This is a genomic window from Fodinibius sp., from assembly GCF_041642155.1.
GTDB lineage: Bacteria > Bacteroidota > Rhodothermia > Balneolales > Balneolaceae > Fodinibius.
The window spans coordinates 16751-31681 of record NZ_JBEPWZ010000003.1; the positions used below are offsets into that span (position 1 = coordinate 16751).

Sequence of the window (14931 nt, forward strand, 5' to 3'; positions counted from 1 at the left end):
TAAAAATAGGGGACAATATATGGAAAAGTAGGGTCAAGGTTCCCAACAAGCCATATGCAAAAAATCCCTGTTGCGCTGTTGATCTGAGCAGTTCTTTATATCCCGGATCCTTTTCATAAGGATTGATATTAAGAAGTGAGCAGTATGATATTTTTTTAAACAGCCCCCTCATGAGCATCTTTTTTTGTTCTAAACTGGAAAACTCCCAGTTTGCCCGAAATCAAGAATAGGAAAAGCGCTTATTCAGCCACATTTATATTCAATATGGTTCTTAATTTGAATTATTACAACTATATATGTACAAGAATCCATATATTTTCGGGTAACTTATATTAAACTAGTGGGCATAAATGGCAAATAACTTCCAGCAAAACCTATTTCGAACAAGGAAGCTTTGTAAGGGAACTAAAGAAGGAACTGGAAGGTTACAATATGTATAGGGATCAGTTTTGCTTGCGATGCCGCTCATATTCTACGTCCAACGAGAGTAGCAACTCTACAAAAGCTGGGAAAATGGAAGCTCTTATATCATTATAAAATATAATCACCCACCGTTATGAAATATAAGTCACTTATTACCGATACGTAGGGCTTATTTATGCTGTCGGTCTTGGCAGCATCTTCGTTTGCGCAAACAGGCACTGGGACATGGTTTACGAAGGATATGGATACTTTCTTATCGGCGTAGTAGCTGGTGTACTACTGGCTTTTACATTTCAATTTTTACTGACAAATTTAGCCGTTGTAACAGGAATAACGGCAGTTGGTAATGTGCAAGATAAGTTTAACCGTTCCCGCTATTCATCCTCTCATTATGACATAGATGATGAAAAACAACAGCGGGACAAATTCAACCGCACAGGCGCGTGATAGTAAAGGGGACGCCAAGCAAGCGATTAAGCAATGAGTTTGACTGTATGGACCAGCCAGAACTGCGTTATGGTCATATGAAGTATGATGTTAAATGTATTATGGATGATCCAAAGGTCACCCTCGATCCTGAAAAAGCGACTTCAGCGAATGGATCGGGAATCGCTTATTGCGCTGGTGAGTAATAACCCAAAAATTGATCGCGAACAAGCAGAAAGAGTGGTAGATAAAATTGAACAAGGGCGGGACGAAGTCCTTAGGAAGATGAATAAAATAGAGGCAGAGCTGAAAGAGAAGACTGAAAAAGCTAAACGGGAATCCATGCGACAAATAGAAGCTGCCAGAAAAGCGGCAGCAGCAGCATGGTGGGTATTTCTTGCAGCTATTGTTTCGGGAGGAGCCTCTGCCCCCGGGAATCCTGGCTCTTACTATTTAATAATTAATGAACATGCCATCCATTTCCCGGATCCAATCAGATGTAGAATTAACAGGCAAGAGAAGAATGAATGAAACCAAAGACATACACTCTGCAGAAAAACCCATTCAGTTGTCATGGCAGGGTTGGAAGCAAATCGGTAAGCGCGTAAGCAGTGAACTTACCATAGATCATATTGCAATCGTGTCGGCAGGTGTGGCCTATTACTTTTTCCTGGCGCTTTTTCCCACACTCGTAGCGGCTGTATCAATTTTTGGCCTGGTCATGGAACCGGCCCAGATTCAACAGCTAATTAGCGAGGTAGCTCATATTCTGCCACAGCAATCCTCTCAAATGATATCGGGTATTTTAGAAAATATTACCAGTAAGTCGGAGGCGACGCTGGGTTGGAGCCTTGTTTTGAGTGTGCTTTTCAGCCTTTGGAGTGCCCAGCAAGGGACAAAGGCAGTGTTTGAAGGTATTAATGTGGCTTATGATGAAATTGACGAGCGTGGTTTTTTCAAATATAACGGATTAACCCTGCTCTTCACCCTGGGTGGAATAGTGATAGGTATAATTTGTACCGCACTGGTTGTGGTTTTCCCTGCGATTGTTGCGGGTATTAATCTTCCTGCTTACGGGGTTGAAATTATTGTCCAATGGTTGCGGTGGCCTGTTCTGGCTCTGGTATTGATGGGAGTTCTGGCTATGATATATAAGATAGCCCCGGATCGCCGCAATCCTGAATTCAGATGGGTTAACTGGGGAGCTGTTATAGCAACAATCTTATGGCTGGCAGGCTCAATCCTGTTCTCTTTTTACATCAGTAATTTCGGCAATTATGATAAAATGTACGGTAGTTTTGCCGCAGTGATTATTCTGATGCTATGGTTTTATATCACGGCCTATGTAATATTGCTGGGTGCGGAAATCAACTCTGAAATGGAGCACCAGACCCGCAAAGATACTACCATAGGCAAAGACAGACCCATGGGCCAGCGGGATGCGTATCATGCCGATCACGTGGCGGATTAATGATAAGTTTGGCAATTCCTCAATTGGTTCAATAAAATCTAGTGAGATGGGTTGATTCTTACGGTTTTATTGCCTTATTGCTTTAATATAGGCAGTCGATCCAATCCAGCAACATGTGTATCAACAAGCCTAAACCTATCAAATGGAGCTTGTTCTTCACAGGATGGGTTTTATGTTTCTTTGTATTAAGTCCTGTTAGTAAAGGTAGTGCAAACAGAATTGCATAAGCTCCGATGGCGGGAATAGTATGAAGAGGGTGAAAACCAATTGAGCACCGCTCTGGGTCAAATACAGGGTTTGCTAACAGGTGATCCAGATCGACCAGCATCGTGAGAACCATAATTAAGGCAGCCTGTTTCCACTGTTCTTTATAGAAAAGGTGAGCCACAATCACAGGTACCACAAAGTGCAGAACGATATGTACTATCATTAGAACGGGTATATTTTACATTCATTCAATATCAACAGGGACATTATCCACGTTTTGTGCCTTGCCTGCGCATCCACTGACGGCGCGAGTCCCTATGCGTACAAGCCAATGCTATATGACTCAGATGTCATGAAAGTGGGCGTAATCTTCTCAATAACGGGATTGTTCTCTGAATACTCAAATAGTTCATTACCGGGCAGGATACTCTTGCTCAGACGGGGAAGACTTACCAACATTGGCGACGGACAGGTTCGGAATTTCGCCTGTTAGCCGTTTAATTGCGTTAAAATAAATCCGCCGATCTCTGTAGAGAATAGTTCTGTGTTCATCTAAGTTAAGGATCCAGTTAAATTTTCATCCTCCTTCTTTTCTTCTCCAATATGGGCAATATCCTCTTCTAAAATCCACCCTTTGGAAACCGCATGGTGAGCGGCTTCTATCGTATCGGAGACCAGCATCATTTCAACATCCAACTTCCGGATTTCGTCAGCGATTTTTAGCACCTTCGTATGACTGGATGGATCGACGTCGCGAATATAAACCATTTTGACCCTGCCGGGAAAATTCTTGATTACCTGCAGGTAGATTTCGGCATCATGCTGACCTGAATCGCCGACCAGGATAAAAGGAATGTCACTGATAATATCGAATACTCTTTCAATTTGAACAAGTTTATGCTTAATGTGGCTGCCGGCAAGAAAATACTCCCGTGACAATCCTATATCTCTTAACATCAACGGTCCTTGCGGAAGATTATGAGTGTTCATTAATTCCCTGAGAAAACCGTACAAATTCCATGGAGAGCTCGAGACGTAGAAGAAAGGATTGTTTTCACGTCCCACAAGTCCTTTGGACAGTGCTTGGTAAAACGCAGCTACTCCTGGAAATGGAACCCGTGTATGTGCATTACCCAGGAAAGTGGTTTTCAGCATATCCCACAGTTTTGTGGCACCCGTGGGCACAATGGTATCGTCGATATCAGAAATGACTCCGAATCCCACATTCTCCGAGGGTATATAAACATCGTTGTAAACCACCGGAGGTTTTTGGCCGTTGATCACCTTATCTGCCAGCACCAGCCGAACTTTTTGCCATGGATTTTGACTTATTATGGGCTGAGGAAGTTCGATCCTGAATTCAAAATACCCTTCATCGTCGGTGGTCGCCGAATTTGTAATGCCATCAAAAGTTGCTTCCACCCTCGCATCCGGAATTTCCCATGTCATGAATCGCTTGTACATTCTCTTGAAGTTTCGCCACTTGCTGTCCTCCAACTGCGAAATGCTGATCCCCCTGTCCTTCAACACTCTTCCAAGGAAGAACAATTCTTTCCCGTTGCCAAAACCATGGTATGGCATGATCATCACCGAACGGATAAAACCAAGCTTCTTCCCGAGCCGCAGTTTTGACATGGAGAGCCTGTGTTTTATATGATATAGGACGGAAAGTACTTTCTTCTTTACGTTGGCCATAAAATTTTCCTCACTTAACCTGCCACCTGATCGGGAACCAGATTATTGGCTCGAATAGTTAGTTTTTTGCAACCGTAGCTATGTGTCTCGCTTGCGAAGCTTTGACAACTTCTTGTTTCCAGTTGAAATGATAAAATAGCTCGAATCCTTATTACCATCAGGAATTTTCATGATTCATACGGTACAGCGGAAAGCTTTTTCGGTTTATAAACCCGTGAATTCCGCTGCTGATAAATAGTATGGCAGCTACGGAAAGCGCAGTATATACGATGATTTGCACTTCTCCCCAATTGGCAACAGCTACAGCTACCAAACCCCATACACCAACCAGGGCAAACTCGCGCATATTACGAGTCCAGGTCATAATTACATTGATCACTCCCGCTGCCAAAATTATGATGACCGTCCAAGTAATATCTGATATTCCAAAGCCCCGCCATCCGATTTTAGTTAAATAGGCGGCGATGTTAGCGATAAAAGCTACGGTAATCCATCCGGAATAAAACGAAAAAGGCCACCAGACAAAAGCTATTTTCTGTAGCGGAGCATCTTCCATCTCCATATTGGTCCGTATGATTATCCTGATCAGTGAAAAAAGGAGCAGAGCCATGATAAGGACAGATAAACCGGTGAATTCATACATCCAGGTTACAATCCAAAAAATATTTGCAAGACAGGAAATAACGAACCACCACCCGACTTGAAATACGATCTCATCGCTCGCTTCTTGCTTAAAAAGACTGCGTGCCTGGTAAATAACAAATGCCAGCAAGCCGAGATAAATAAGGCTCCAGATTGAAAAAGCGTAACCGGCGGGCGTAAAGTAATTTTGATATTGTTCAGAAACACTGCCTATCGTGTTTCCATTAAATATGCCGGTTGTGGCGAGATAATTTATCACTATCGCCGCGATGAGGGCAATCCCATTTGTTATTTGGAGTATTTTTTTCCTCATCTTGTCACCGGGTCATTAGGTACTGATTTGGATGATTTAAGCAAGCTACGGTAAACCAACAAGTTCAGAAGCATCAATATCATTCCATAAAAAACATTTTTCAGCGGATGGTTAACATTCCAACGCCTATGATCTCCATTTTCCGAATAGCATGATGAGCATACGACCTTCTACTTGGATTCAAGAATATGACTGGAAGCTTGATTCGGAGGTTCGGTCGGCTACGCTTATCTCCAAGGAGGATCAAGGGCTTTCAACAAAGACAGTAAATCAGATAAATGAACGAATGATAGTGAGATCAGCCGTTAAAATAATGCCTGTGGGTGGTGAGAACTCCTACTATTAAATGCTAAAAATCTTAAAAAATTAGTCTCCGGATCTGGAGAGGCTGGGCACCCTGAGTAAGATTATCGACCGCTTTGATTTTATGGCTTCTCAAGAAAAAAGCCTAACCGGAGGTATAGAAACCTATGAAGTGGATGGGGCAGAGGGTAAGGTGTGCAATCCAGCCAAGACTATTACGGATTGTTTCAAGTTTCGGGACAAGGTTGGCCTTGATATTGCCATGGAGACACTGAAGGATGGAGTAAGGCATAATAAGGCTTTATTTGTTGAGAAAGATTAATACGACCAAAACAACTGGCAGAAATGTTTCCGTTAAGTATATCTACCTTATTTAAAATACAGAGAGTAAGGATCAATTACCTCCTAAAATTCAAATCTCAAGCAGTACAGCTCTTCATCGCAGCATCCCAGAGATCTGTATCTCGACAAGCCGATCAAGAACCATACCCTTATGCAAATCATCGTGCGGGCGAATCAGGTGCACGGTGACAAAAACAACGGTTTGATTTCGTGGATTACGTAGGCGTTGTTCGCAACCTGCAGAAAGCCCCGGCCGTCTATGCCACCGGACATAAAGAAGTCGGTCCTGAGGCGACCAATCCGGTCAAGGATAAATCGGAACTGTTTGACTTCGTCCAGGATTTAAACGAGGAGCAGGAGCGGCACGACCGCGAAAACCTCTCCGAAGAGCAGCTGGCGGTATTCGATATCGTTACCCAGCTCGAGAAAATAGAACTGACCAAGAAAGAGCGCGACCAGATAAAGAAGGGCATTACTGAGCTCACCGAGAAGTTCAAGCAGGAAAAACTGGTGATGTACTGAACCAAACAACAGCAGTGCGTTGCCGATGTGAAGCTCACCATCGAAAAAGAGCTGGATGACATTCTACCAGACAAATATGACCAGGAGCTCTTCGTGCAGAGCTGTTATGAAGTGTTTGATCATGTGTATCAGTCGTATTGAAATCATTATGGATTTTCCTATGTATATGATTTAATTTCCATTTTTTTGTATGGTTTGATAATTATTTAAATATTATAAATAATTATTCTTGATGAATTAAGAGGCTATTTGTACTAAAAGAGACCAAAAAGAGGATTCTAATTTTTTTGGAAAGTCAGCATTACTGTGGATACGGTTTTTGGCTAACAGAAGACAGGGGGGCTAAAATACGCAAGCTGAAAGCTTAATTTTAAAAAAGTTGTATGCAAGAGTATTCAAGAGGTACTGAGTCATCTTCTGAAAACGAAATACTGGGTATGAATGAGCAGGTCGATGTTAATAAGAATACCGGGAGTGTAGTTTTCCAGGTACCTATTCCACTGCCGGAAGATCGATCGGATTTTTCTCCCCGGATGAACTTGATGTTCCAAGGGCATAGTAACGGGCCTTTCGGAATGGGATGGAACTTGTCTCTTGATAGTATATCCCGTTCTTCACACAAAAGTCGGCCGACTTACGAAGATTTCGATGAGAAAGATAGTTTTCAGCTGAGTGGAGTCGGAGAATTGGTATCTGCTTTAAAGGAAGCAGGTAGTAAGTGGTCTCAGCAGGTTAGAAAACAGAACGGTTTTGAAATATACCGTTACCGCACGAGGTCTGATGATTCAGGTATGCGAGTGGAACGATGGGTTAATACCAGAAACGGAAGGATGCATTGGCGGACCTTTAATGGAAATGGTGTTACGTCGATATTTGGCGTAACAGAGCAGGGACGTATTGCGGATCCCTCTGATAATACCAAGGTTTACCGGTGGCTATTGGAGAAGAGGTATGATGACCGTGGAAATATACAGGTTTATGAATATAAAAAGGAAAACCTGAAGGGGGTTAAAACTAATCATGCCTCAGAATCTCACCGACTACAGAGTAATTTGATTACAAACCGGTATTTGAAGCGAATCAAATACGGTAATACGGAGCCCTTTGATCCCGACTCTCAAACAATGCCGGAGGATAATCGGTGGCTTTTCGAGGTTGTGCTTGACTATGGAGAACACAGAGAGAAAGAACCAGAGCCTCAAGGAACACAGGACTGGTCTATGCGTCCGGACCCTTTTTCCAATTATCAGTCGGGTTTTGAAGTGCGAACTTACCGGTTGTGCCGCCGGGTATTGCTTTTTCACCACTTTAAAGAGTTGGGTCCGGATTCCGTTCACACCGGCAGTTTTAAAATAGAATATGGAAGTGTAGCCGGTGAACGTGATCCTGAAGGCCGTGCCGGGATGACAATTACTAACCTATCCCGTATAGGCTTCAAGGAGAATACGTCAGGGGAACGATGGTCCCAGAAGATTCCACCTCTGGAAATCAGGTATACCGAAGCCGAAGTTGAGGAGGAAATACACCGGCTGGAAGATACCCACCTGCCAACCGGGATTGATGGTATTTATTACCAACCTTTCGACCTGTATGGGGAGGGTCTTAATGGTATTTTAGCTGAGCGAAATGGAGCCTGGTACTACCAGGAAAATAAAGGAGACGGATCGTTTTCGCATCCCCGTGCTACCGATAATCGTCCAGCTTCCAAACCCGGCACTTATCAACTTTCCGACGTGGATGGCAACGGCCACCCCGATCTTATTCATCTAAATGGGGAGGAAGCGGGATATTATGAAGTGGAACCTGATACGAGATCCTGGCAGCCATTTGACACCTTTGAACAGGCTGCACAGGTGGGAATGGGCGGTCCGCACGTGCAATCCACAGATCTTACCGGTAACGGACGGGCCGACTTGGCAATAAGTGAGCCTGGACAGATTACCTGGTACGGTTCGGAAGGTAAGAAAGGCTTTGACAAACCAAGACAGAACGCCTTGTCCTATAATCAGGATGAAAGTCCACCACAAGTCAATACTGATCCGTCACAAGGTTATTATGTAGCTAATATATCAGGCAATGGTCAGGATGTTGTACGGGTCAGAAATAACGAGGTTTGCTACTGGCCCAACCTGGGATATGGCAATTACGGAAAAAAAGTGGTAATGGACCATGCGCCATTTTTTGATAGGCCGGAGAGTTATGATCCCCAGAGACTTCATCTTGTAGATTTAACAGGGACAGGAACTTCCGATCTGCTCTATATTAACAGTGAAGGAGCAAGATACTGGATTAATGAATCGGGAAATGGGTTCAGCAACGCCCATGAAATATCTTCTTTCCCCGCTGTAAGTAATTTACAGACGGTATTTGTTATGGACTTGCTTGGAGAGGGCACCCCCTGTCTTGTTTGGTCCTCGTCTTTACCCTCCGATAGCAACGCTCCCCTTCGGTATATTCGTCTGACTGGAGATACAACTCCTAATCTGCTTGCAACGATCAATAATAATATGGGACGTGAAGTAAATTTCAGCTATGCTTCCTCAGCTGATTTTTATTTAGCGGACATGAAGGCGGGCCGATCCTGGCATACCAAGCTGCATTCCCATGTTCCAGTGGTAGAGCGGGTGGAATATATCGATCATATTTCGAATACGCGGTCTCATTCTAGATACATTTATCATGACGGTTACTTTGATGGGGAAGAACGAGAGTTTCGCGGTTTTTCATTTGTGGAGCAGTATGATACTGAGAACTTCAGCAAAGAGTGCTATCCGGAACTGGAGAGCGATGATTATGTGCAACCGACATGTACAAAAACCTGGTTTCACAATGGGGCCAGTGGAAAAGACAGGCCGCGGGCTGACTTGAGAAGGCAGGATTACTACAAAGAGGACGATAAAAGTAAATGTATGTTTCGTCCTGTTATTGAAGAGGGTGACCTTTACGATACTAAAACAATTTCCGAGGCGCATAAGGTATTATCAGGGAAAGCACTCCGTGAAGAGGTGTATGCCGTGGAGAAGGGGGAAATATCTGACCACCCCTATTCTGTTGATGAGACAAATTATAGAGTTCGTATAAAGCAACCGGCTCAGGAGGATTCACATGGATCTTACCAGGCATATCAGAGCCAGGAGCTGACCTATCAGTATGAACAAGAGCCAGAAGATCCGCGTATTACCCATCAATTTGTGCTGAGAGTCGATGATTTAGGTTATCCGGTTCGGACGAGTGAGATTGCTTATCCCCGGCGAGAAGGGCCGAATGTTACTTCAGAACAATCAAAACTTTATGCGACAGTTCAGGAGCAGGAGCTAAAGCATATAGATAATGGCGTTTACAGACACGGCATCCCTGTGGAAAGCCGGATGTTCGAAGTTGGCGGGCTTCAAACGGATAGTGACGACTATTTCTCATGGAAAAGCCTGAATCGGCAAGTGGATAAGGCCCTGCAGTCATTGAAACCTTTTGATTCAAATCTGGATTCCCCAACGGATCCCGCCGCACGGCTTATTGGCTGGGACAAACAGTTTTATTACTCGAGTGAAGACGAATTTACGCGTGACCCTTTGAAGATTTCTTTGCCTCTCCGGTTGCACCATACCGAAGAGGCTGCTTTTAACGATTCTCTTCTTGGAGAGGTCTTCGGTTCTCGCCTGGATGCGACATCCATAAAAGCCCTGAATTATACCAGCCACGACGGTTACTGGTGGCAACCCTCCGACGTGAGGAAATATCTGGGAGCAGAGGGATTTTATCAGCCGAAGAAAAATATTGATCAGTTTGGTAATAGTGAGATCCTCGCATATAATGACGATTACCTGACTATCGAAAGCCGTACCGATAAAGCGGGAAATGTAACGAAATACTTCATGGACTTTCATGCTGTACGGCCTAAGCGTATTGTTGATCCGAATGAGAATGTCCGGGAGATCAGGTTTGATCCACTGGGGCGAGCGTTTGCAACTTCAATGTATGGCAAAGCCGTGGATCACAATGGACAGTATGTCCGACAGGGAGACAGGCCACTCAACGAATATACTGTTCAGCCCGAAGCTGAGAATATAGATTCGGTGACCGATCCGAAGGGAGAGATCCTGAATGCCCCTCAACGTTTCCTCCAAGGTGCAACAACCTTCTATTATTATGATCTATTTGCATGGAAACGGTCGGGAACTCCTCCCTCTACGCTAAATCTGAAACGGGAAACCCATGTCAGTAATGTTGAAGAAGGTGAAACAAGCAGGTTACAAACTCAGGTTCATTATGTTGATGGATTTGGCCGGCCGGTCCAAACCAAGAAGAAGGTAGAACCCGGTTCAGCATATGTACCTGCTGAGGACGGTACTGTCTCTGAGATGGATGACGTTCAGAACCGGTGGGTGGCAACCGGAGGTGTTGTTTACAACAACAAAGGATTGGCTGTTAAAAAATACGAGCCGATCTTTACGGGTTCACCACGCTTTGAATCGGGAAGTACCTTTCTCCGGCATGGAGTCACATCAAAACAGCATTATGATCCGCTTGGCAGAAAGATTAAAACTGACACTCCAAAAGGCTTTTTCACCGAGACGATTTATACACCGTGGGAGATCCGGGAGTATGATGAAAACGATACGGTAGAACGTTCTTTCTATTATGAATCTCAAGTGGAAACCGGCATTGTTGATGGTGCCGAAAAAGATGCCATAGAAAAAGCTCAAGAGCATTTTGACACGCCGGATGTAAAGGTCTTTGATCCACTGGGCAGGAGGATTCTGCAAAAACAGATTGTCGGCCTCTCTGAAACCCTGGAAACCCGCAACAAATTTGACATACAAGGCAATCTGCTTAGCTCCATCGATCCCCGGCAGCAGTCGCTCAATGAACAGCGATCTGCGGACGAGCAGGTGACAACCTTAGAAACCGTGTATGATATGATGGGGAATTCACTGTTGAACAGAAGTATAGACAGCGGAACACGCCGTCAATTTACGGATGTCCTGGACCGACCGGTACATCAGTGGTCGGCGCGTGATTTTCATACCATTACAAGCTTTGATTCACTTTCTCGTCCCGTGGAAGTCCGGGTAATTGACGAGAATAATTCCGGGGGATTGGACCACGTAGTGAAAAAGAATAGGTTTGGCGAGGACTTCAACGATACTGATGAGGCCAAACGCAGGAACCTGTTGACCCGCTTGGCAGAACAAAGAGACCAGGCAGGTTTGGTCGAAATTGAAGGCTGTGATATTGGGGGCCGACCGTTGGAGACCTCCCGACAGATCCGCTCGGACTATAAAACAGAGGCCGACTGGTCCAGTAATGTACTGCTGGATGATGAGGTTTTTACAACTACATTCAAATATAATGCACTTGGGCGTGTGAAAGAGAAACGCCAGGCCGATGGGAGTATTCACAGGCCTTCCTATCATATTAGTGGATTGATGAAACGTATTCATGTCCGGACGGAGGGGGGAGATATTGATGCTCCGATAGTCCAGGAAATTGAATACAATGCCAGGGGCCAGCGTACGCATGTGGGATATGACAACGATGTGCATACCAACTATATCTATGATAAAGATACTTTTCGTCTCAAGCGGATGGTCTCAAAGCACAAAGATAATAACACGGTTCGCACCCGGCAGGATATCGATTACACCTATGATCCTGTTGGTAACCTGACCCGAAAAGACGATCAGACGCGCAGCCATATCTTCGGAAGTATGCCCTCAAACCATGACCAGCAGCGTCGTTATTGTGATTATACCTATGATCCGCTGTATCGTCTGAAGGAAGCGACCGGGTGGATGAGTAAATCCCTGCAGCAGCATGATTATGGTAAGAATGGAAAACCTCCAGAAGCTTTCAAGGGAACCCGCCACCTGTCACTGAATAATGGACAGGCGCTGACCCCTTATACGCGCAAATACAAATATGATAAAGCGGGTAATATGAGTCAGATGAAGCAGGTCGGTGACGTGTCCTGGACCCGTGATATGTGGATATCCGAAAGGTCGAATCGAAGTATAACTGAGGAAACTCAGGGTGGTACTATCCGCAGCAATCCTGAAGAGCTCTTTGATGAAGCCGGCAACCTGACCGATCTGGACCACCTGGACGGACCACTGAAGTGGAACTATCGCGATCAACTTGCCAAGGCCACTATCATTGAGCGTTCCGGTGAAAGCAGCATTGACGATGCCGAATATTATGTATATGGCTCAGGAGGGCAGCGCGTACGCAAGGTAAAAGAGACCCTGGAGGACGGCAATGTGGTGGTAAGAGAAAAAATCTACCTGGGAGGCTGTGAAATCAAGCGTGAACGAAGAGGCGACCGAGTGACGCTGGACCGGAAAACCACCCATGTAAAGGACGACCGTGGACGAATTGCCCTGATTCACCAGTGGACAAAGGATGAAAATGCACTGGAGACCGACAATGTAGGTACGCCGGCTATTCATTATCAGCTGGAGGACAGGCTGGGTTCATCGTCTCTTGAGCTGGACGAGGATGGAGATATCATCAGCTATGAGGAATTTTACCCCTTTGGTAGAAGTGCTTTGATAGCCGGGGACAAAATTAAGGAAGTGATCCGTAAAGAATACCGCTATAGTGGTAAGGAGTATGATGACGCAACCGGTCTCTATTACTATGGGCTCCGGTATCTGGCGACCTGGCTCGGCCGGTGGTTGAATCCCGATCCAATGGGGCCCGTGGATGGACTAAACCTGTATCAGTTTGCCCGGAATAATCCTATTGGGCTTCGGGATACTACGGGTGCGCAGTCACAAGACGCAGAGGAGTTAAGAAGAGCTGAAGAATATCTCGAAAATAGAGCACTATCACCAAGTGAGGTTGATTGGCCAGAAGATCTTACTGAAGAAGAAAAGGAGGGGTATCAAGAGAATTTAAATCAACGACTGGAAGAAGAAGCAGAGGCCGGCCGAAAATATTATGCTTTTCCCACAGATCCACGTGAGGATGTAGAGGGGGAAATTTTTACCTCCGATCCTGGGGATATCATAAGTTTAAAAGAGACGGTAGAAGAAAATGATGATCTCACTCTTGTAAGAGTGCCATCAGAACTGGATCCTGAAGAGCAGTCCGATTCTGCTTCTGGCAGTTTTGTGGAAGAAGATCAGGAATCAGAAGAAAGCACTGACACAAGCCAAAGCAGTGAATCTGATGTGGAAACCGGCGGCGATCAGGAAACTACTGACTCTGGGAATTCAGAAAATTCTGATACCTCATCCGGATCAGGCAGGCGAGAAAATAATACAGAAAGACAAGAAGCAGAAAACAGCGCTGAAGGATCCGGCGACACTCAAAACACCCAGGGAAATGAGAGTCCTGAAGCTCAACCTGACAGCAGACGCCAGCCGTTTGGAGATCCCAAGGGAAAAGTCTGTGAAGAAATTAAGGAGACGGCATTGGGAGAATGGGCCGAGAGTGTTCAGTCGGATCAGGAGTTGTTGGCACGTGAAGCCCAAAACCACGGCTACGGATTTGCAATCGGTACTGGAGTGCTTAATGGTTTAGGTTCTATCGGGGTGGGAACTGTGGAACTTCTCGATACCGGATCAGATGTAATTGGCTTAGGCCTCTCAGCCGCAGGGGAAGCTGCCGGCATCGTACCGGAAGGTAAAACAATGGAATTCGGCTGTCGTCTTTCATCAAGAATACACAGTGCAGCTCGCACAGTTGGAACCATCGCCAATGATCCGATTGGTACCATATCGAGGTTGCATGAGGCTGCGGTCAATACTCTGGCCGATGCCATGATGGGAGATAAAGAAGCATTGTCTAATACCGTTTCAACTATTACAGAGATTGGTGTAGGTTTAATCGGACCGGGTAAGGGAAGAGGAGCTTTCAGAGGGGCCTCGAAAAGTACCAGGGCTGCAGATACTGGATTAGATGCAGCAAATACCGGCCGACGGGCACAACGGAGTGCAGATGATGTAACTCAAAATTCAAGTGCGGATATGCCGGGGAACAATTCTTCACCGACAATAGAAAGGTTGCCTGAGGGAAGGTACCGCTATTCAGACGATCCCCCCAACACATATCGGGACCGAAATGGGAGTTTACATGATGAAGAGACCGGAAATTTTGTAACTGACCCCAAAAGCGGAAACAATTCAGATATTCAATATAGAAGAGGTCTGAATCAGGCCAAATTCAGAAGAGATGCTGCCCGGAAGATAAGGAGTGATGAGGATCATCCTCTGCGTTTTCTGCTTGACGAAGACGGCACGTTACGGTCTGGACGTGGCCGAGAGGAGTTGCCGTCAGTTGAAGCCGGACATATGCGCAGCAAATATGTGCTCGATGAAAGCGATCCAGATCGGCTTGTGCTGGAAGATGCAGATTTTAATAGTTGGACGGGAAGATCGGTTGAGAGCAGACGTGGATGGGTCGATGATGCCGAGGGAGTTCTGATCGGTGGAAATTCCGGGGTACCTGTTGATCTGGAAACGGCAAGAATGTGGGAAGAACTTGGTCTGCTTACAGAAGGTACGGTTGCCGGAGCTCCTCCCATTAGGGGATGGATCTATGAGGTAAATTGAAACTGTACGGAAAAGAAGTCTGACTTTAAATA

At 45.2% G+C, this 14931-nt stretch carries 9 protein-coding genes; 6 read left to right on the forward strand and 3 right to left on the reverse strand.

Features of this window, described 5'->3' with window-relative positions; translation table 11 throughout:
- The first annotated feature begins 648 nt into the window (after positions 1-648).
- The 3 genes from ACESLU_RS00565 (at position 649) to ACESLU_RS00575 (ending at position 2320) form a co-directional block, all read left to right on the forward strand.
- A complete protein-coding gene (locus ACESLU_RS00565; protein WP_372633648.1) occupies positions 649-870 on the forward strand; it encodes a hypothetical protein in 222 nt (73 codons plus the stop codon).
- A gap of 150 nt (positions 871-1020) precedes the next feature.
- The gene (locus ACESLU_RS00570) at positions 1021-1380 is read left to right on the forward strand and encodes a hypothetical protein (protein ID WP_372633650.1); all 360 of its coding nucleotides are present in this window, start codon (positions 1021-1023) and stop codon (positions 1378-1380) included.
- Positions 1373-2320, forward strand: a complete 948-nt coding sequence (locus ACESLU_RS00575; RefSeq protein ID WP_372633653.1) for a YihY/virulence factor BrkB family protein — start codon at positions 1373-1375, stop codon at positions 2318-2320. The genes ACESLU_RS00570 and ACESLU_RS00575 overlap by 8 nt, the downstream gene beginning before the upstream one ends.
- An 82-nt stretch (positions 2321-2402) precedes the next feature.
- Here the strand turns inward: ACESLU_RS00575 and ACESLU_RS00580 are convergent, their stop codons facing one another.
- From ACESLU_RS00580 to ACESLU_RS00590, 3 genes are all read right to left on the reverse strand, one after another.
- On the reverse strand, positions 2403-2750 hold the full coding sequence (locus ACESLU_RS00580) for a DUF6122 family protein (protein WP_372633655.1): 348 nt from the start codon (positions 2748-2750) through the stop codon (positions 2403-2405).
- 329 nt (positions 2751-3079) lie between these two features.
- Entirely contained in the window at positions 3080-4162 is a 1083-nt protein-coding gene (locus tag ACESLU_RS00585; protein WP_372633658.1) for an App1 family protein, read from the reverse strand.
- 217 nt (positions 4163-4379) lie between these two features.
- Positions 4380-5177 carry a tryptophan-rich sensory protein gene (locus tag ACESLU_RS00590; protein WP_372633661.1) on the reverse strand — a complete coding sequence of 266 codons (798 nt, stop codon included), beginning with the start codon at positions 5175-5177 and terminating at the stop codon, positions 4380-4382.
- A gap of 427 nt (positions 5178-5604) precedes the next feature.
- Between ACESLU_RS00590 and ACESLU_RS00595 the strand changes: the two genes are divergently transcribed.
- The 3 genes from ACESLU_RS00595 (at position 5605) to ACESLU_RS00605 (ending at position 14899) form a co-directional block, all read left to right on the forward strand.
- Entirely contained in the window at positions 5605-5802 is a 198-nt protein-coding gene (locus ACESLU_RS00595) for a hypothetical protein (RefSeq protein ID WP_372633663.1), read from the forward strand.
- Positions 5803-6032: 230 nt separating this feature from the next.
- Positions 6033-6344: a type I restriction enzyme endonuclease domain-containing protein gene (locus ACESLU_RS00600; protein ID WP_372633666.1), complete on the forward strand. Its 312-nt coding sequence runs from the start codon at positions 6033-6035 to the stop codon at positions 6342-6344.
- A 383-nt stretch (positions 6345-6727) separates the two neighbouring features.
- Positions 6728-14899: a SpvB/TcaC N-terminal domain-containing protein gene (locus ACESLU_RS00605; RefSeq protein WP_372633668.1), complete on the forward strand. Its 8172-nt coding sequence runs from the start codon at positions 6728-6730 to the stop codon at positions 14897-14899.
- Positions 14900-14931 lie beyond the last annotated feature (32 nt).